General features: G+C 60.2%; 17 protein-coding genes, 4 tRNA genes and 1 other annotated feature. Of the genes, 4 read left to right on the top strand and 17 right to left on the bottom strand.

Features of this window, described 5'->3' with window-relative positions; translation table 11 throughout:
* Window positions 1-28 precede the first annotated feature (28 nt).
* Window positions 29-751, top strand: coding sequence for a transcriptional repressor LexA (gene lexA, locus ADN01_RS10090; protein ID WP_062419809.1), 723 nt, complete (start codon window positions 29-31; stop codon window positions 749-751).
* A 109-nt stretch (window positions 752-860) separates the two neighbouring features.
* Here the strand turns inward: lexA and rplL are convergent, their stop codons facing one another.
* The 15 genes from rplL to ADN01_RS10015 all read right to left on the bottom strand — a co-directional run bounded on the left by rplL (window position 861) and on the right by ADN01_RS10015 (window position 9,052).
* Complete coding sequence (gene rplL / locus ADN01_RS10085; RefSeq protein WP_062419810.1) at window positions 861-1,241, bottom strand: 50S ribosomal protein L7/L12; 381 nt, start codon at window positions 1,239-1,241, stop codon at window positions 861-863.
* An 89-nt stretch (window positions 1,242-1,330) separates the two neighbouring features.
* The gene (rplJ, locus tag ADN01_RS10080; protein ID WP_062419811.1) at window positions 1,331-1,858 is read right to left on the bottom strand and encodes a 50S ribosomal protein L10; all 528 of its coding nucleotides are present in this window, start codon (window positions 1,856-1,858) and stop codon (window positions 1,331-1,333) included.
* 38 nt (window positions 1,859-1,896) lie between these two features.
* Window positions 1,897-2,050, bottom strand: a sequence feature (ribosomal protein L10 leader region).
* A gap of 58 nt (window positions 2,051-2,108) precedes the next feature.
* Window positions 2,109-2,828: a 50S ribosomal protein L1 gene (gene rplA, locus ADN01_RS10075; RefSeq protein WP_062419812.1), complete on the bottom strand. Its 720-nt coding sequence runs from the start codon at window positions 2,826-2,828 to the stop codon at window positions 2,109-2,111.
* Between the two features lie 53 nt (window positions 2,829-2,881).
* A complete protein-coding gene (gene rplK / locus ADN01_RS10070; RefSeq protein ID WP_062419813.1) occupies window positions 2,882-3,307 on the bottom strand; it encodes a 50S ribosomal protein L11 in 426 nt (141 codons plus the stop codon).
* Window positions 3,308-3,395: 88 nt separating this feature from the next.
* Window positions 3,396-4,046 (bottom strand): transcription termination/antitermination protein NusG, encoded by a 651-nt coding sequence (gene nusG / locus ADN01_RS10065; protein ID WP_082142979.1) that lies wholly within the window; start codon window positions 4,044-4,046, stop codon window positions 3,396-3,398.
* 45 nt (window positions 4,047-4,091) lie between these two features.
* A complete protein-coding gene (gene secE, locus ADN01_RS10060; protein ID WP_062419814.1) occupies window positions 4,092-4,328 on the bottom strand; it encodes a preprotein translocase subunit SecE in 237 nt (78 codons plus the stop codon).
* A 62-nt stretch (window positions 4,329-4,390) separates the two neighbouring features.
* A tRNA-Trp gene (locus tag ADN01_RS10055) sits at window positions 4,391-4,463 on the bottom strand.
* Between the two features lie 54 nt (window positions 4,464-4,517).
* Window positions 4,518-4,688, bottom strand: coding sequence for a 50S ribosomal protein L33 (rpmG, locus tag ADN01_RS10050; protein ID WP_062419815.1), 171 nt, complete (start codon window positions 4,686-4,688; stop codon window positions 4,518-4,520).
* A 43-nt stretch (window positions 4,689-4,731) separates the two neighbouring features.
* Window positions 4,732-5,934 (bottom strand): elongation factor Tu, encoded by a 1,203-nt coding sequence (gene tuf / locus ADN01_RS10045; RefSeq protein ID WP_075071109.1) that lies wholly within the window; start codon window positions 5,932-5,934, stop codon window positions 4,732-4,734.
* Between the two features lie 46 nt (window positions 5,935-5,980).
* Window positions 5,981-6,053 (bottom strand) — tRNA-Thr (locus tag ADN01_RS10040).
* Window positions 6,054-6,121: 68 nt separating this feature from the next.
* Window positions 6,122-6,205, bottom strand: a tRNA-Tyr gene (locus ADN01_RS10035).
* Window positions 6,206-6,290: 85 nt separating this feature from the next.
* Window positions 6,291-6,362, bottom strand: a tRNA-Thr gene (locus ADN01_RS10030).
* 147 nt (window positions 6,363-6,509) lie between these two features.
* The gene (locus tag ADN01_RS10025) at window positions 6,510-6,761 is read right to left on the bottom strand and encodes a FeoC-like transcriptional regulator (RefSeq protein WP_062419817.1); all 252 of its coding nucleotides are present in this window, start codon (window positions 6,759-6,761) and stop codon (window positions 6,510-6,512) included.
* Window positions 6,762-6,764: 3 nt separating this feature from the next.
* Entirely contained in the window at window positions 6,765-8,804 is a 2,040-nt protein-coding gene (feoB, locus tag ADN01_RS10020) for a ferrous iron transport protein B (RefSeq protein ID WP_062419818.1), read from the bottom strand.
* Entirely contained in the window at window positions 8,801-9,052 is a 252-nt protein-coding gene (locus ADN01_RS10015) for a FeoA family protein (RefSeq protein WP_062419819.1), read from the bottom strand. The genes feoB and ADN01_RS10015 overlap by 4 nt, the downstream gene beginning before the upstream one ends.
* Before the next feature lie 160 nt (window positions 9,053-9,212).
* Here ADN01_RS10015 and ADN01_RS10010 point away from each other — a divergent pair, with 160 nt between their 5' ends.
* Entirely contained in the window at window positions 9,213-9,887 is a 675-nt protein-coding gene (locus tag ADN01_RS10010) for a metal-dependent transcriptional regulator (protein WP_062419820.1), read from the top strand.
* A gap of 81 nt (window positions 9,888-9,968) precedes the next feature.
* Here ADN01_RS10010 and ADN01_RS10005 read toward each other — a convergent pair whose 3' ends face one another.
* Entirely contained in the window at window positions 9,969-13,046 is a 3,078-nt protein-coding gene (locus tag ADN01_RS10005) for an NHL repeat-containing protein (protein ID WP_062419821.1), read from the bottom strand.
* A 272-nt stretch (window positions 13,047-13,318) separates the two neighbouring features.
* A complete protein-coding gene (locus ADN01_RS10000) occupies window positions 13,319-16,498 on the bottom strand; it encodes an NHL repeat-containing protein (protein WP_062419822.1) in 3,180 nt (1,059 codons plus the stop codon).
* 240 nt (window positions 16,499-16,738) lie between these two features.
* On the opposite strand from ADN01_RS10000, the gene ADN01_RS09995 reads away from it, so the two are divergent.
* Entirely contained in the window at window positions 16,739-17,104 is a 366-nt protein-coding gene (locus tag ADN01_RS09995) for an MGMT family protein (protein ID WP_062419823.1), read from the top strand.
* A 63-nt stretch (window positions 17,105-17,167) separates the two neighbouring features.
* Window positions 17,168-19,510, top strand: coding sequence for a hypothetical protein (locus ADN01_RS09990; RefSeq protein WP_075071108.1), 2,343 nt, complete (start codon window positions 17,168-17,170; stop codon window positions 19,508-19,510).
* Window positions 19,511-19,558: the final 48 nt, after the last annotated feature.

Below are 19,558 nucleotides of genomic sequence, written 5' to 3'. Positions count from 1 at the left end.
ATCGAGGTTCCTCTGAAAGGAGAGGGCTATGGCACGAAAAAGCGCAGGTTTGGGTGAGCGGCACCGCAAGATCATGGAGTTCCTCACCACCTTCCAGGATAAAAATGGGTACTCCCCTTCCATCCGAGAAATCGGCGACAGCATTGGGGTCACCTCCACCTCGCTGGTGGATTATTACCTTAAAAACTTGGAACAGCACAAATACATCGAGCGCAACCAACACGTCTCGCGCAGCATTCGCATCCTGCGGCCCATGTACCCCTCCTTCACGGGGGAGGTCAAGCGCGTGGCCCGGCAGGCCGCCCAGGCCGCCAGCGACTTCTTCTCGGTTCCCCTGCTGGGGCGCATCGTCGCCGGTAAGCCCATCCCCGTGCCGTCCTCTGACCTGGCCTATTACGACCCAGAAAGCGGTGTGGAAATTGCCCGCAGCCTGATCCCCGCCCGTGAGAACATCAGCGAGCTTTTCGCCCTGGAAGTGGAAGGCGACTCGATGATTGACGCCATGATCAACGACGGCGACATTGTCGTCCTGCGCCAGGCCAACCAGGCCGCCAATGGTGAGATGGTGGCCGTATGGTTAGATGACAACGATGAAACCACCCTGAAGTACTTCTTCAAAGAAAACGACCGCGTCCGCCTGCAGCCTGCCAACCCCACCATGTCGCCCATTTACATCAACAACCCCGAACGGCTGCGCATCATGGGCAAGGTGGTCATGGTCATCCGTCAGGTCAAAAGCCAGTTCGCCTGATCTTTTCCCCTCACCGCTGCTGCACCTTCGCCTTTCACTTCAGCACAAAACAAAAAACAGGCCTCTCCTTTGCAGGAGGGCCTGTTTTTGTTGTGCAGGTCGGTGAGAATTACTCGACCGCCACCACGGCGCCAGCGGCTTCCAGCTTGCTCTTGGCATCGTTGGCAACTTCTTTGCCCACGCCGGACAGAACCTTGGTGCCAGCGGTCTCGGCCATGGTCTTGGCTTCCACCAGACCCAGGTTGGTCAGTTGGCGGATGACCTTGATGGTCTCGATCTTCTTGGGACCAGCGTCCTTGAGGACGACATCGAACTCGGTCTTTTCTTCGACGGGTTCGGCAGCGGCGGCAGCGGCGGCAGGCATGGCAGCCATGGCCACAGGAGCGGCGGCGGAAACGCCCCACTTCTCTTCCAGAGCCTTCACCAGTTCAGCAGCTTCCAAAACGGTGAGGGTGCTCAGTTCATCAACCAGCTTCGCGATATCAGCCATTTCAAATACTCCTTACGTATGTTTGTTCGTTTTCAAAAAAGGTCGGGAGGCCCACAGGCCAACCCACTTGGTTTTCCATTACCAGCCGGTTACACGGCCGGGGCAGCTTCCTTTTCGGAATATGCCTTGACGACTGCCGCAACCTGACGCGCAGGTTCGGCCAGCGTACGCACCAGTTTGCTCGCCGGGGCCAACAGAGTACCCAGCAGCTGAGCGCGCACCACCGGCAGCGGCGGCATATCCGCCAGCGCCTTCACATCCGCGGCGGAAATCACGCGAGCGCCCAAAATGCCGCCCTTGACTTCAAACGCGTCTGCTTTAGCTGCATCCGAGAACACTTTTGCCAGGGCCGGTACATCCTGGAACGCAAAGCCCATCAGGGTCGTGCCTTCGAGGGGTTTGTCGAAACTCACACCTCGTTCACGCAGGGCCATTTCGACCAGCCGGTTCTTGACCACATGAGCCTCACCGCCCGCTTCCCGCGCTTTGGCGCGCAAAGCATCGATCTCTTTCATCGACATCTTCGAAAACGAAAGCATGAAGACCGCTTGACTCTGGTTGAACCATTCGGTGTACTGCGAAACCATTGCTGTTTTTTGCTTCTTTGAGAAGGCCAACTTGAATTCACCTCCTTCCTTCCGTGATTAAATCAAATTCCTGAAAAATAAAACGTCTTCGCCCGAAAACTGCCAGGCAAAGACGCAGGAAATCAGCCGCAACGGCTGGGGGACATTCTCGCGCACTTCACCTCGGCAGGATATTAAGCCAATGTTGGCACCAGCTTTCTACGGTGATACGGGCTTATTCAATTTTGATCCGGGCGCCAGGCCGGTTTTGCCCGCCTGGCAGCCCGATTATACCACAAGTTTACTCGCGGACCGACATGATCTGGGCCGCGTTGGCGTCCACTTTGACGCCAGGGGCCATCGTAGCGGTGATGGTCATGCGGCGGATGTACGTTCCCTTGGCAGCCGAGGGACGAGCTTTCTTGATCGCTTCCATCAGCGCGGCCAAATTGTCGTACAGTTTTTCCAGGTCAAAGGACACTTTGCCAATCGGAACGTGCAGGTTGGCGGTCTTATCCAGGCGGAATTCCACGCGGCCAGCCTTGGCTTCCTGGATCACACGCGGCAGGTCAGCCGCCTGCACCACCGTACCGGCCTTGGGGTTCGGCATCAAACCGCGGGGGCCCAACACACGACCCAGGCGGCCCGCTTTACCCATCATATCCGGGGTGGAGATGGCCACATCAAAATCAGTCCAGCCGCCCTGAATCTTGTTGATCCATTCGTCGGTGTCGGCGATGTAATCCGCGCCGCCTTCCTGAGCGAACTGAACGCCTTCGCCCTGGGCGAAGACCAACACACGCACCGTCTTGCCCAACCCGTGGGGCAGCACCACCACGTCGCGCACCTGCTGGTCAGCCTGGCGCGGGTCCAAACCCATGCGCAGGTGAACTTCCACCGTGGCGTCAAACGAGGTGTAGCTGGCCTTCTGGACCAATTCCAGGGCTTCGCGGGGGGCGTAATACTGCGCCGGATTCACCAGCGCGCTTGCAGCCGTATACTTCTTACCGTGCTTAGACATGCGAACTCCTTTGTGGTTCAAACGGGCCTGTCAGCAGGCCCTCCCACGGGGTGTCAGTCGACCACCTGCAGCCCAAGGCTGCGGGCCGTTCCTTCGATCTGGCGCATGGCGCCTTCCAAATCAACCGCGTTCAAGTCTTTCATCTTCAGCTCAGCGATCTCGCGAATTTGCGCGCGAGTCACTTTGCCAACCTTGGTGCGGTTCGACGTGGCAGAGCCCTTATCCACACCAGCGGCCCGCTTCAACAGGAAGCCAGCCGGGGGCGACTTCAGAATGAAGTTGAAGGAACCATCGGTGAACACCGTGATTTCCGCCGGGACGATTTCCCCGGCCCGGTTCGCCGTCCGGGCGTTGTATTCTTTCACAAACGCCATAATGTTGATACCGTGCCCAGCCAGGGCCGGACCAACCGGGGGCGCTGGCGTCGCTTTTCCGCCAGGCAGCTGTAAACGTACAATCGCTTTCAGTTTCTTTGCCACAGCTTTACTCCTTTGTGGTTATAACGGGCGATTAGGGTGGGCGCCCTCCCACGAATATCTAAGCCTGCGCTGGGCGCAGGCCCGCTCACTAAGCTTTTTCCACCTGTAAGAAATCCAGCTCCACAGGGGTTTCACGGCCAAAGAAGTTGACCATCACGCGCACTTTGGTGCGCCCCATGTCAATTTCTGAAACCGTGCCGCGGAAGTCGTTGAACGGCCCGTCAATGATGCGCACGCGCTCGCCAACCTTAAAGGTCACCTTGACCACGGGGGCCTCGGCTTCCATGCGCTTCAAGATCTGGTTGACTTCTTCGGGCCGCAGGGCGGTGGGTGCAGTACCCATGCCCACAAAACCAGTAACGCCTGGCGTGTTGCGAACCACGTACCAGGACTCTTCCGTCATAATCATGTTCACCAGAACGTACCCAGGGAAAACATGGCGCTCGACCACACGGCGCTTACCATCTTTGACTTCGATCTCTTCCTGGGTCGGAATGACCACGTCAAAGATCATGTCTTTCATGTTCATGGTTTCAATTCGCTGCTCCAGGTTATGACGAACCTTGTTCTCATACCCCGAATAGCAGTGAATCACATACCAGGCGCGGTCCGTGCCTTCTTCGACAGCCTGTTCATCCTTGGAAGCGCCAGGGACCGGAAGCGCATCATCCCCCGCCGCTTGTACCGGCAGGGTTTCCTGGCTTTCGTCATCCTGAAAATTCTCGTTTAACGCATCCATCGTTTTTTCCTTATAAAGCTGTCCACGCCCGGCAGTTCATCCAGGCTAGGCCAAAATCAGAACCATGAGCTGCGCGAGCAGGAAATCGAGCAGGCCCAAAGCCAGGCTCATCACAGCCAAAACCATCAAAACGATCTTGGTCAAACGGAAAGTCTCCTGGCGGGTGGGCCAGGTCACTTTTCGCAGCTCGCCGACAGTTTCGCGCCACCAGCGCTTGATGCTGTTGCCCATGCGCTCGAAGAAATTCGGTTTTGCCTCTTTTTTCTCGGTTTTGTCCGTCACGCAGTACTCCTTATCTTTACGGCTAAAACGCCGCCATTAAGACGGCGTCGCCTTGGATGAGGCAGGCCAGGCAGGAATTGAACCCACAACCTCCTGTTTTGGAGACAGGCGCTCTGCCAATTGAGCTACTGGCCTATGCGAGGCTGGAAACCCGCTGGTTGTCCGGCGGGTTTCCAGCGCTCTCAATCCTTACTTTGTCTCGCGGTGCGCAGTGTGTTTGCGGCAGCGAGGACAGTATTTTTTCAGTTCCATGCGGCCGGGGTCATTACGGCGGTTCTTCTGCGAAGTGTAGTTGCGCTCTTTGCAGTCCATGCACGCAAAGGTGATCACCGGGCGGATATCTTTCTTTTTAGATGCCATACCGTTTCACGCAGCCAGTTAACCCGGCTGGCTCTCCTCTTGCTTAGTCCAGAATTTTGGTGATCACGCCAGCGCCGACGGTCAGACCGCCTTCGCGAATGGCGAACTTGGAGCCTTGCTCCAGCGCCACCGGCACAATCAGTTCAACTTCCATGTTGACATTGTCGCCCGGCATGACCATCTCTACGCCCGCGGGCAGCCGAATGTCTCCCGTCACATCCATCGTCCGAATGTAGAACTGCGGCCGGTACCCAGGGAAGAACGGCTTGTGCCGCCCACCCTCTTCCCGCTTCAACACGTACACTTCCGCGTTGAACTTGCGGTGCGGGTGAATGCTCCCCGGCTTCGCCACTACCATTCCGCGCTCCACGTCCGTGCGCTCAATGCCCCGCAGCAGCAGGCCCAGGTTGTCACCAGCCATACCCTGATCCAGCATCTTGTGGAACATTTCTACGCCCGTGCACACCGAGCTCATGCTCTTGTCGCGCAAACCTACGATCTCAACCGGTTCGCCCACTTTGATGATGCCGCGGTCCACACGACCCGTCACCACCGTGCCGCGTCCCTTGATCGAGAACACGTCTTCCACCGGCATCGAGAACGGCTTGTCAATCGCCCGCTCCGGCTCTTTGATGTAGCTGTCCACCACATCCAGCAGCTCTTTGATGCACGCATATTCCGGCGCGTTCACGTCCGTCGAGGTGCTTTCCAGCGCCTTCAACGCGCTCCCGCGCACAATCGGAATCTCGTCCCCAGGGAATTCGTTCGCGGTCAGCATTTCCCGCAGTTCCAATTCCACCAGTTCCAACAATTCCGGGTCGTCCATCTGATCCACTTTGTTCAGGAACACGACGATGCTCGGCACTTCCACCTGCCGCGCCAGCAGCACGTGCTCGCGCGTCTGCGGCATGGGGCCGTCCGGCGCTGCCACCACCAGGATGGCGCCGTCTACCTGCGCCGCACCCGTGATCATGTTCTTGATGTAGTCGCGGTGGCCCGGCATGTCTACGTGCGCGTAGTGCCGGTTCGCCGTCGAGTATTCCACGTGCGCGATGTTGATGGTGATCCCGCGCGCTTTTTCTTCCGGCGCGTTGTCAATCTGGTCATACGCCCGATATTCTGCGTTGCCCATCATCTGGCAATACTTCGTGATCGCCGCCGTCAAGGTCGTCTTTCCGTGGTCGATGTGCCCCATCGTGCCTACATTCAGATGCGGCTTGCTTCGATCAAATTTTTGCTTGGCCATGATTCCTCTCCTATTGCAAAGACATCAAGGTGCAGGCGGCAAATAGAGCCCTCAATGGGATTTGAACCCATGACCCCGTTCTTACCAAGAACGTGCTCTACCTACTGAGCTATGAGGGCTTGCCGATCCCAACTCTTTGCGCTTGTAACATCTTTGCGCTTGTGATCTTTCTCGCTTTTTCAGCGAGTGGGCGGTGAAGGATTCGAACCTCCGAAGGAGTGTCTCCAGCTGATTTACAGTCAGGTCCCTTTGGCCACTTGGGTAACCGCCCGATATTTTCGAACTGTTGCCAGCTCGCAAGTGAGATCGCGGGGGATTTCTCCCTTCCATCCATCTCACTCGCCAGCCGTCAACTGAGCCGACGACGGGAATCGGACCCGTAACCAACCGCTTACAAGGCGGTTGCTCTACCATTGAGCTACGTCGGCGCAGAAAATGATTTTAAGGTTCCTCTACAGCGCAGGAATTATACCAAACCCATGACGGAATGACAAGGCCCTGGGTTAAAAATACTTTCCGCGACGGGTGATGAGTCTATCAGAAGTCGCGGAAAGCGTCAAGATAATGTCCGCAAGTCAGCGCGGGGGATCTTCAGCCGCGCGGCTGTGCAGCTGCCACATGGGCGCGGGCGCGCTCCCGCAGCCGTGCGAACAGGACGAGGCAAGCTGGCACCCTGAACAGTCCTGCGCCGCCGTCAGCAGGCCCATGCGCTGCAAATGATCCAGCATGGCTGTCACCATCTGCGGGCTGGTGTTCAGCTTGGCCGCCAGCGCGCCAATTTCCAACGAGCCGCCCGACCTTAAGATCGTCAAAAGTTCCTGAAGCATGGTTTACAGCCCTCCCCACACCGCCAGGGCATACACACCCGCGCCCACCGCCAGCGAAATGGCCAGGGTCAGGGCCACGCTGAACAGGGTCCAGTGCCACGAGCCGCTCTCCTGCCGGATGACGGCCACGGTGGCCGCGCAGGGGATGAAGAGCAGCGATACCGTCAGGAAAGCCAGGCCGCTGGCCGGGGAATAGATGCCCGCCAGGGTGCTGGCCAATCCCGCATCCTCGGCGCTGCCAAACAAGACCCCCAGGGTGGCGATGGAATTCTCTTTGGCGAAGAAGCTGGCCAAAAGCGCCACCGTCAGGCGCCAATCCAGGCCCATCCACAGGCCCACCGGTTCAAACCAACGCCCCAGCCCCGCCAGCCAACTGTTTTCCAGGTCGCCGCCGGGCAAAGCCGCCAAAGCCCACACCACCACCGAAAACACCAGAATGGTGGTGCCGGCCTTTTCCAGGAAGGACAGCGAGCGCTGCCACACCAGCAGGCCAATGGTGCGCAGGTTGGGGATGTGGTAGAGGGGCATTTCCATCACAAAGGCCGAGCGCTGTCCGCGGAAGACCGTGCGGCTCATCACCACACCCACCAGCACCAGCACGCCCAGCGACAGCATCACCAGCCCCCAGGATACCCAGGCCGCCGCCGCGCCAAAAAAGGCCGGCGCCAGAAAGGCCAGAACGCCCAGGCGGGCTGTGCAGGGCACCAGGGGCGCCAGCAGGATGGTGAGCAGCTGCGCCGCCCGCGAATCGGCCACCCGCGCCCCCATCACCGCCGGAACATTGCAGCCGAAGCCCAGGAACAGCGGCAAAAAGGACTTGCCGTGCATGCCCATCAGGTGCATAAAGCGGTCCATCACATAGGCCGCCCGTGCCATATAGCCCACGTCTTCCAGCAGGCCCAAGACCGCGAAGAAAATCACCAGGATGGGCAAAAAGGTCACCACCGTGCCCACCCCGCCCATCACGCCGTCCAGCACCAGCCCCTGCACCCACAGCGGCGCGCTGACCAAAGCCGCCGCCAGCCAGCCGCTGACCCGCCCAATGATCTGCGTGTCCAACCACTCCTGCAGGGGCGCGCCGATTTGAAAGGTCATCCAAAACACCCCGCCCAAAATGGCGGCCAGGATCACCAGCCCCCAAAATGGGTGCGCCGCCCAACGGTCCAGGCGTTCGGTCAGGCCAATTTGCCCCACCCGCGGGCGAACCACCGCCGCGCGCACCAGCCGGCCAATCCACTCATAACGGCCGGTGGCCACCGCCAAAAAGGCGTCCTCGTGCGCCATCAACTCCTGGTGAACGCGTTCCCAGCGCTCCGCCGGCAGCAGCGCGCGCATCTGCTGGGTGATTTCCTCATCCCCTTCCAGCAGCTTGGTGGCCGCCCAGGCGGTGGGGTACGGCGCAGGCACATAGCCCTGCACGGCCTCCAGCACCACCCGCAGGGATTCGCGGTGATCTTCGCGAATTTCGGGCAGGCGCGCCACCAGCCCGCGGCGGCCCGCCAGGGTCTCCTGCACCGCCGCAAACAACTCGCGCACGCCTTCGGCGCGCGTGGCCGTCATGGGGATGACGGGCAGACCCAGGGCGGCTTCCAGCACCTCCGGCTCCACCAGGATATTCTCCTGGCGGGCCACATCCATCATATTCAACGCCACCACCACCGGCGCCGGCAAGCTGACCAGCTCGGCCAGCAGGTACAGGCTGCGCTCCAGATTGGCGGCGTTCACCACGGCGATGACCACATCCGGCTGCTCGTGCAGGATGAAATCGCGCGCGATGCGCTCTTCGGCGGAATTGGCCGTCAGGCTGTAAGTGCCCGGCAGGTCCACGAGGGTGAAGCGCTGCCCGTCGTGAGTCAGGCTGCCTTCGCGCCGCTCCACGGTCTTCCCGGCCCAATTGCCCACGTGTTGGTTCAGGCCAGTGAGCAGGTTGAACAGGGTGGATTTGCCCATGTTGGGCTGCCCCGCCAGGGCAATCAGGGTGGTGCGCTGGGCGTTTTCCACATCCAGCGCGGGTGAGGTTGCGGTGTCGCTGTGGCAGCTCATTCGTCCCTCCGCTCCACCAGAATGGCCGCGGCCTCCCCGCGCCCAATGGCCACCCGCCCGCCGCGCACGGTCACAATCAGCGGGCCGTGGGCATAGTTTTGATTGACCACCAGCTCTCCCCCTGGGGTGAAACCCAAAGCCGTCAGGCGGCTGATGAGCTGTTTACCGCTGCCCAATGAAATCACCAATCCGCGCTCACCTGCCTGCAAATCCAATAATCGCGTCTGGTTCAAAGTTGTCGGCTGCATAAAGATCCTATCTTGACGGAAAGCCCCGCCGGGCTATAATTAGAGTGTCCTACTTCACAGATTGACCATTGACTAATTTCACAATTAGTATACACTAATTTATATGCTGTTTTCAGCATTTGTCAAGATGGAAGAACGTCCTGTTTTTCATAAAGGCGCCATGACCGATAAGATTAGCCCGACGATTGAAGACTATTTAATGATCCTGTTCATCCTGCAGCGCGACGGCGAGGCGGTTCAGGGGGTGCGCCTAGCCGAGCTGCTGGGTGTCTCGCCCCCCACTGTCACCAACACCCTCAAACGCATGGTGCGCGACGGCCTGGTGAGCATGGACAGCCCCCACGGCCCGCACCTGACGGACCCCGGCATGGCCGCCGCCCGCACGGTCATGCGCCGCCACATGCTGACCGAATGGCTGCTTTCGCGTATGTTATCCTGGTCCAAAGTCCATCTGCAGGCCCATGAGATCGAACACGCCATCTCGGACGAGCTGGAAGCCGCGCTGATTGCGGACCTGAACCACCCCACCACCTGCCCGCACGGCAACCCTCTGCCCGGGTTTGAGGATCTGGCCGCCGATTGGGTCTCGCTGGTCAATCTGCGCCCCGGCGACGAGGTCGTCATCCGCCGCATCCACGAGCTGGCCGAAGAAGATAGCCAGCTGCTGCACTTTTTGGAAGAAAAATCGGTGGTGCCGGGCAGCCCGGCGCGGGTGGTGGAGGTGCTGCCCTTCAATCAGACCGTCACCCTGGAGGTTCATGGGCAGGCTGTGACCCTGGGGTTTGCCGCCGCGCAGCAGGTGTTTGCCGAGCGGCTCGCCCCCCAAACCGCCTGAAACACCAATCCTCTGGTTAAATCAAATCCGGCCCCACGGAGTTACCCGTGAGGCCGGTTCTTTATTTCCGTTCCGGTGCGCTTACTTGCACACCTTCTTGGTCGGGCAGAACTTCCACACGCTCCCGCCCGTGCCCCAATTCATCACGCCCATGTACAGATTGCCCTTATAGGGGAACAGAGCGTTTGTATAGTAAACACGACCATTGCCGCTGTTGCCCATGCCCGATGGCCCCGCCTGCGACCACCAGGTCACACCGTCTGGGGTGGTGAACACCCCCAGACCCAGAACATCATTCCCCATCACGACCACCAGATACTTGCCAACCACCGCCAAGGATGACATCACACGGTAGTTGATATCACCGCCTAAATTCTCGCCGTCGGCGATAAACTGCCAGTCGCTCGTCTTGGTGCATTGGTTTCTGCACCGCCAAATTTCCGAGGACCCTCCCGCCCGATGATGCGTGATGGCGTACAGGCTGCCGTTGAACGGGACCAACGAGGGGATCATGGTATTATCTGGATCTCCAAAACCGCTGATGTTCACCTGACTCCAGGTGCCGCTCAGGCTACGCCGCCACACCTGAGCACCTTCACCAGTATTATATGTGGATGCATACCAGGCGTCCTGATACTCAATTGCATCCAGAATAGCAATGTTATCATCGCTGCCGAAACCGTCACCGCCCAGACCTTCTGGCTCCCAACTGCCCGCATCCCCTGTGGTGCTGCACCATAACTGCGCCCCAGCGCCAACACTCCAGGTGCTGGCGCACAGTTCATTTCCCAGCTTCATCATGCGGAAGACTTCGGGGTTACGCTGTCCCTGGTCAAAGCCGTTGTTTACCACAATCTGCCAGCTCAGCCCGTCGGCCGTGCGCCAGATTTGCCCGCCGTTGTTGGGGTCGTTATAGGTGTAGGTGGCGGCGTAGAGCATGCCGTTGTATTCAAAAAGGTGGTTAATGGCCTCGGCGCTGTTATGGAAGCCGTCGCCCTCCACCATCATCCAACCGCTCTTCGCTTTGCGCCAGATCTGCGCGCCGTGTTCCCCATCACTCCCCGCGTACAGCATGCCTTTGAACATCGCTACGGTATATACTCCCGTAGTCCAGCGGCTGCCGAAGCCGTTCAGACTTTGCTGGCCGAAGTAGGGCACGCCAGGGGCGTACACCTGAATGCGGTGGTTGTCGCGGTCGGCCACGTAGAGATTGCCTTTCTTGTCCATCGCCAGGCTCATGGGGACGCGCAGCTGGCCCGTACCGCCGCCCCGGCTGTACCAGCTACCGCCGATGGTACTGAGATACGCGCCGGTTTTGTCGAAGACCTGAATGCGATAGTTCCAGGTATCCGCCACAAAGACATTGCCCTTGGCATCCACCACCACATCCTGCGGACCGTACAGGCGGTCGTGTGTGTCGCCGCACAGGGTGGTGGTGAAGGTCATCAGGTAGCGCAGACGTTTGTCGAACTTCTGCACGCGGCAGTTGCTGTCATCCGCCACATACACGTTGCGGGCCTTATCCAACCCAATACCCTCTGGGTAGCGGAAGTGGGCGTTATCTGAACCTTCTTCGCCGCGCACACCCACGGTGGCGACCACCACGCCGTATTTGTTCAGTTGGGTCACGCGGTGCAGCGCGCTATCGGTCACGTAGATGTTGCCGGCCGAATCGCGGGCGATGTCGCTGATACTCTCAAATGGGCTGTCGGGCGCCCAGCAATCCCCGCCGCCCGCGAATACACCCAGGTAAGCGCCGTCAGTACTTCTGTACTTATGAATGGTACAGTCCATGGCCGCATACACGGTCTTGCCGTCGGAGACGATACCGTTGGGAGTTCCCACGAAGTCCGGGGGATCTCCCCCAAAACCGGATTGTCCCACCGTCCAGGCGGCAGAGCCGTCGGGGTTGAGCTTGATCAGGCGCAGCCCGCCTTCGCCCAGGATGACGGAGCCGTTCGGCTCCACTTCCACAACCTTGGGTTCAAAGAAATGCTGGTCATCCGTGGGGATAAATTGGTTGGTGTGGCCGAACTGGCGCAGGTAAGCCTTGGTAACCGCGTTGTACACCAGCACGCGGCGATTGGGGCTGTCGGCGATGTAGACTTTACCACTAACCTCATCCACCGCCACACCGTGCGGTTCCATAAAGTGGGTGGTGTCATCTCCCTGAACATCCAGTTCACCGAAGGCGCCGGCGTAGCTGAGATTAGCGAGGTTGTAATAGGGCACGTATGCATCTTGGATGACGCCTACGTACAGATAGCCGCGGACGTTATCCACCGCGACCGTGGTGGGACCTTCCAGACCGGTGATCTGCGCCAGGTAATCGCCGTCGGCGTCGTACTTCACCACGCGGTTATTATCGGCGTCGGCCACATAGATGTTGCCGGCAGCGTCCACAGCCACACCAATGGGGGCGTTCAGGTGGTCGTTATCGTCACCGCTGACGCCGGCCTCACCGATGGTGAAGAGATGATTGACGTCGCTGTCAAACACCTGAATGCGGTGGTTGTAGGTGTCGGCGATGTAGATCTGGCCGTTGACGGGGGAGATGAAGATGCCTTCGGGGGTGTTGAAATGCTCATCGTCCGTCCCCGAAGTTTCGGGGTCGCCGATCCACCCGGTTTGTTCCCCCAAGGGGTTGAGGATGCGCACGATATTCAGGTTGTGGTCGGTGACGTACAGGTTCCCGTCCGCGTCTGTGGCCATCTTCAGCGGGTCCTGGAAATAACCGTCCTCAATCCACCCGGTCTCCGTGCCAGGGTGGCCGAAATCAACCAGGTGGTTGCCGTTGGCATCGTACTTGCGCACGGCTTTGGCCCACGGATCAGAGATGAAGACGCTGCCGTCCGTATGCACCCACACCGAGTGCGGCCAGGCAAAATAGCCCGGATGATACCAGGGGAAGGCTTGTTCGCTGACCCCGTAGGTTTTCTCATAGCGATACACCGTCCCTGGCTTGCCCAAGGCGATGGCCTGGGCGTTGATTTCCGCCCCCTGCGTCACCGCCACCCCCAGCCCCGAGCCGCCGCGCGGCTGTGCAGGCTGCGGCCCATCCGGCGGCTCCGGAAAAGCCGCCGCACCGCTGGCATTGGCCAATAAGGACACAATCACCAGCAGCCCAACCAACCAGAATTTCTGAAACTTGGTGTGCATAGATCTTCCTCCCTTATGGAATTGGATGTGCGTTAATGACAATCATTCTCCCCCACGACTGTCTTCTCGATTGATTCTGTGTTTGGCGACCGTTCATTCGACCCCCTGAAATGAGTATAGAGTACCTTTTAGGAAATCGCAAGCGTTCAGGGGTGCCAAATTTGTCTTGAATCAGCGATGAACGCAGATACATGAAATTCTCGCTTAAATCAAACCCGGCCCCACGGAATTTTCCATGAGGCCGGGCTTTTTTTATTTCCGTTCAGATGCGCTTACTTGCACACCTTCTTGGTCGGGCAAAACTTCCACAGGCTCGCGCCCGTGCCCCAATTAAACACGCCCATGTACAGATTGCCCTTATAGGGGAACAGGCTGTTCGAGTAGTAGGTCAGCTGGTTATTGCTGTTGCCCATGCCCGGCAGACCCGCCTGTGTCCAGAGGTTGCCGTCCAGGGTGGTGAACACCCCCAGGCCCAGGTCGTTATTGCCCATCACCGCCGCCAGGCGCGTGCCGACCAGCACCAGCCCCGCACCGCGGCGGTAATTCCAGTCGCCGCCCAGGGTCTCGCCGTCGGTCACAAATTCCCAATCGCCCGTATCATCGCATTGGTCAGTGCAGCGCCAGATCTGTGATGATTCACCCGGGGAATGCACTGCCATGGCGTACAGGCCGCCCGTGAAGGGCACCAGCGAGCTGATAACAATATTTCCGGTGTTGCCAAAGCCGTTTTCGTTCACCTGGCTCCAGGTGCCGGTGTTGTCCCGCCGCCATACCTGGCCGCCGTCCGCATCCCCATCCAGATCGTCGGGGTTGCCGTCGCCGTCATCGTCATAATTGGCGTGGAAGGTCGAAGCGTACCAGGCGCCCTGGTATTCGACCAAATCTGTAATGGCGATACCATCGTCGTGGCCAAAGCCGTCGCCGCCCAGGTCTTCCTTCGTCCAGCTGCCCAGGTCGCCGCTGGGACTGCACCACAGCTGCGCTCCGGAGTTGCTGCTCCAGGTGGTGGCGCACAGTTCATTCCCCACCTTCATCATGCGGAAGACTTCGGGGTTGCGCTGGAACTGATCAAAGCCGTTGTTCACCACGATCTGCCAGGTCAGCCCGTCCATCGTGCGCCAGATCTGCCCGCCGCTGTTGGGGTCGTAGTTGTACGTGGAAGCATACAGCATGCCGTTGTATTCAAACAAGAAGTCAATGCCGTTGTTGCCGTTGCGGAAGCCGTCGGCTTCCACCACTTCCCAACCCTTCTTGCCCTTGCGCCAGATCTGAGCGCCGCGGTCGCTTTGAACCCCTGCGTACAGCAAGCCCTTATACATCGAGACCGCCGTCACCGCGTCGGCCCAGCGGCTGCCGAAACCATTGAGGGTCAGTTGGCCAAAGTAATCGGGGGCCTTGGGCAGGAACTTCTTCACCTGCGCCGTGCTCCAATCCGCGATATAGACATTGCTTTTCTTATCCACCGCCACGCCCGAGGCGTTGCGGAACTGGCTGGTGCCCGATCCCCAGTTGCCGCCGATGGTGGTCAGATACGCGCCGGTCTTATCGAACACCTGGGTGCGCACATGCCATTCATCCGCTACGTAGATGCGCCCCTTGGCGTCCACAGCCACATCTAGCGGCCGACCCAGGCTGTCGAAGCCGTCCGGCCCGCACATCTGGCTGCCGATGGTCATCTGATACACGCCCTTTTTGTTGAATTTTTGCACGCGGCAGTTGTTGGTATCGGCCACGTAGATATTCAGTTTGGCGTCCACGGCGATCCCGCCCGGTTCGGCGAAGTGGCCGCTGTCCTGGCCGGGCTCGTCCTTCACGCCCAGTTCCATGACCTTCTGGTCAAAGCGGTCGTACACCATCACACGGTGCCGCCAGCGGTCGGCCACATACACATACCCGCGCGGATCCACCGCCAGGCCGCTGACGCCGGTCAGGTGGTAATCTTCCGTACCGGTGTCCCAGTCCTGGTCAATCCGGCGCACAAAACTGCCGTCCACGGCGCTGTACACCAGCAGCCTGGCCCAGCCGTTCTGCCCCACATACACCAGCCCTGTGCGGCTGACCGCCAGGGACATCGGCCCGTTCAGGCCCTCTTCTGGGTTGTCGCTGCGCGTGCCGAACGACCACACCAGGTTGCCCAGGGCATCGAACTTGAACATGCGCCCGCCCAGCTCTTCGGCGAAATACACATTGTTCTTCGAATCGGTGTCAATTCCGCGCACACCGTAGAAATGCGCGTCGTCGGTCAAATAAGGCTTGCCGTCCGGGTCGCCCGCAATGACCGTGTAGTCCGCGTCACCCCCACCCGTGGCTGGGAAGCGGCGAATCTTCTCGCCGTCGCTGACCGCATACGTGCCTGAGACAGCGTCATAAGCCACATCGATGACGGGCCAGCCGTACACCGTGATGAAATCGGGGTCGCACGTCACCGGCCCGCCGCTCAAGTTGCAGCGCGCCACACGCCCATTGTCGCCATCTGCGATCAGCAGATAGGGGTTGGGGCTAAATTCCAACCCCAGACCGGCGGGGCGGTTCAATTCATCGTCCGCACTGCCCGGATTGCCGGTTCCGTGGAACACCGAGCAGGTGAAGGTATCGGCCGGGTCTTCTTCACAGGCCATCACACGGTTATTATCGCTGTCAGCCACATACAGCACGCCGTCATAGAATTCCACATGCGCCTGACGGTTGAAGCGTTCCGTCTGGCTGGCGTCGCCCCATTCATCGCACACACCGATGTCATAGCGCCAGGTCATAGTGAAATTATTGATATCCGCATCAAAGACCTTCACGCAGTTGCGGCCGCGATCCGAAACAAACAGACGCGTGCCGTCAAAAGCCAGGCCCATCGACTCATTTAGACGGCTCTCGTTGGGCTCGTTCCAGGGTTCATTCGGCACGTGCGCCACAACTCGCTCCCCCTCGGGCGCGTTGGGGTCTACGACCGTGATCACTTCGTTATTGGGCACCCATAGAAGGCCGTTGGCATCCACAGCCACGTCCTTGGGCCAATTCATGCCGAAGTTTCCCCAGTCGTGCATGCCGGGCCGACCAGCCAGCACCACCGGCGTCCCATCGGTTTCCAACATGCTCAGGCGCGCGCCGTCCTCTTCGGTGATAAAAAGTTCCCCCGCGGCGTTGTAGCGCAGGCCAAAGGGACGGTTCAGATACAGAATAGGGTCATCCAGGGTCGGACTGTCGAAATAAGGCGTGTCCACCTCGCCGAAAGCCGAGTTATACGAGAACACCGTCCCCGGCTTGCCCAAAGCAATGGCCTGGGCGTTGGGTTCCGCGCCCTGAGTCACCGCCACTCCCGCCCCCGAACCGCCGCGCGGCTGCGCCGGCTGCGGGCCATCCGGCGGCTCCGGAAAAGCCGCGACGCCGCTGACATTGGCCAACATGGACACAATCACCAGCAGCCCAACCAACCAGAATTTATGAAACTTGGTGTGCATCGTTATCCCTCCCAACAAAAAAGATTAAAGACCGAACTTTTCCCCTAAACGTGGTGGATCAGAACTGTAGGAATCAAAAGTTCGTGACGGATCAACCCCCAACTTTGATTATATGCCGATTCCTATCAAATTCAAGCGCACCGCGGTACAGTTTTTAAGTGCGCGCATCCAATGGGCGCATGGAATAATCGGCCTTATGGTAAGATTAGATCAGGCCCAGCTATCAGGAGGGATTTTCGTATGCCCATTGCCCCTCAGGATATTCCTTTATATGAACAAATCTACCGCGTGGTGCGCCAGATCCCAGCCGGAAAAGTGGCCACCTACGGTCAGGTAGCCAAAATCACCGGCGGGTGCACTGCCCGCATGGTGGGCTATGCCCTGGCCGCCCTGGCAGACCGCCCCGGCCCCGCCCAGGTGCCCTGGCAGCGGGTGATCAACGCCCAGGGCAAGATCAGCCCGCACGGCGCCGGTTACGGCAGCTCCATGCAGCGCAGCCTGTTGGAGGCCGAAGGGGTGGAATTTGACGCGCAGGGGCGGCTGGATTTTAACCGCTTCGGGTGGATCGGCCCGCTGGAAAGCACAGGAGGGTGGGCTGATGTATAATTTTAAGCAACTCAGGCATGCGCGCCCGCTGGGCTGCGCTGCCGTGAAAAGTGGAGCCTCCCCGTGCTAGACCTGTTTCTGCTTCCGATCCATGTCGCTTCCGGCGAAGACCAAACCGAGCTGCCGGGCTTGCTTTCCACCGCGGCCCCGCGGCGCTGCGACCGCACCCGCGCCGGAGACCGCCTGGTGGCGCTGTTTCAGGTATGTGCCGGGCCGGCCCTCACCCCAGCGGGCATGGAAATGCTGCACAGCAAGCTGAGCGATACCTTTTACCGCACGCGCGGCACAGTCACCGGCGCGCTGCGCGCCGCCGCCGAACAGGTGAACCTGACCCTCTTAGAGCAAAACCGCGCCCAGGGCACGGCCAGCGAAATCAGCCTGAGCATGGCGGTGCTGCGCGGCGACAGCCTGTTGGTGGCCATTTGCGGCCCGGCACGCGCCTGGCTGCTGGCGCGCGCAGAAATTCAAGAAATCGCCGACAGCGAAAGTGGCGGGCGCGGTTTGGGCATCAGCCGCAAGGCCAGCCCGTGCTTCGTGCAAACCGCGCTCAAGGGCGGCGAATTGCTGCTGCTCAGCCCCACCCCCTTGCCCGCCTTCAGCCAGACAGTCACGGCCGAGCGCTTCACCCTGGAGAATATCCGCCGCCGGGTGATGGCCCAGGCCAGCGGAGACCTGCAAGCCGCCTTGCTGCAATTCCAACCGGGCAGCGGCCTGCTGCGGCGGCTGCGCCCGCGCGCTGCCGGTTCGGCGGCTCCCTCAGAACCGCGTGAACAGCCGCAGAGCCCCATCGAAGCTCCCGCCAGCGTGCCAACCCCCGCCGAACCTTCTTTCAGCACGCCGGTCCCAGCCGAATTTCCCATCAGCGCACCGCCGACAGCCGAGCCCTCCTTCAGCGCGGCCTCCCCGGCCCAACCTGCTCCCGTGCCGGAGCCGGTGCGCATGGAAGCCGCCGCGGAAGAGCCCGCCCCAGCCGGGGTATACGTCACCGGTGAACGCCTGCAGCCCCCCAGCCCGCCCACCCCGCGCCGCCCGCGCCGTTCTGGCCCGGTCATCAGCCCCGAAATGCGCAAGGGTCTGGCGCGCGTCTGGTTTGGGGCCAGCCGCTGGGGTCAGCGAGTCCAGCAAAGCGCGCAGAAATTCCTGAATCAGGCCCTGCCCCAAAGCGAAGACAGCAGCGGCGGGCCGAGCCGCAACGCCATGCTCTTCATTGCCATCGCCGTGCCGCTGGTGGTGGTGGCCATCGCCGCCACGGTGTACCTGTTCGGCCCCAGCGGACGGACGCAGCAATTTGAAAGCTACGTTCAGCAGGCCGCTGCCCTGGCCCAGCAAGCCCGCGACAGCAAAGAGCGCGACGCCCAACGCATCGGTTGGGCGCAAGTGGTTAACCTGTTGGACAAAGCCCAGGAATACGGCGAAAGCGCCGAGGCCAGCAGCCTGCGCAGCGAGGCCACACAGGCCCTGGATCAACTGGACGGCATCACCCGCCTGGATTTCGTCCCCCTAGTGTCCTCCGGCTTCACCAGCACAGCCCAATTCATCCGTATCGCCGCCAACAACAGCGAAATTTTCCTGCTGGATCAATCCAGCGGGCGGGTTTTCCGGCTGTACCTTTCGGGGCAGACCTACGAAGTGGATAACAGCTTCACCTGCGGCCCCGGCTCTTACGGCCTGATCACCGTGGATAAATTGATTGATCTGGCCCTCATCCCCGCCGGGATCAGCGATTACACCCTGCTGGCCATGGACGCGGGCGGCAACCTGGTGTACTGCGGGGCCAACAAGCCCCCCGAAAGCCAATCCCTGACCCCGCCCGACACCCAATGGGGCTCCATTTCAGCCATTGATTTCCGCCAGCAGGTGCTGTATGTGCTGGACCAAGAGAAAGATCAGGTGTGGGTCTACCCCCGCAACCAGGACGAAGGCGTGGTCGGGCTGGTGTTCTCACCGCCGGGGCTGTTCTTTGACCAGCAAGTGCCCGACCTGGCTGAGGTCAACGATCTTGTGTATTACAACCAGAATCTGTTCCTCAGCACGCCGTCAGGCCGCATCATTAACTGCACCTTCCGCACCTTCACCGTCAGCGGCAAAACCACCTGTGACGAAAACGCCCCCCTGCAAGATACGCGCAGCGGAAATCAAGCCCCGGTCTTTACCTTCCCCGCCGGAACGCAAATCACCCAGATGCGCTCCACCCCGCCGCCGGAACCCGCCATCTACCTGTTAGATGCCGCCAGCCGCTCCGTCTTCACCTTCAGCCTGCGCCTGAATCTGGTGCGCCAGATTCAGCCCCGCGCCACCGCCGATTACCCCGCCCTGCGCGGCAAAATCACCGCTTTCACCATCACCCCCAACCGCCTGGTGCTGCTGGCCTACGGCAACGAACTGTACTTTGCCTATCTGCCCTGACCCGCGGCTAACGGAAATTTAAATCAAAAAGGGCTGCCCAATTCTACT

Origin of the sequence: Levilinea saccharolytica (assembly GCF_001306035.1) — a bacterium.
Classification (GTDB): Bacteria; Chloroflexota; Anaerolineae; order Anaerolineales; family Anaerolineaceae; genus Levilinea; species Levilinea saccharolytica.
Note: the sequence above shows the minus strand (reverse complement) of the source record. Positions and strands in the feature narration are given on the sequence as shown.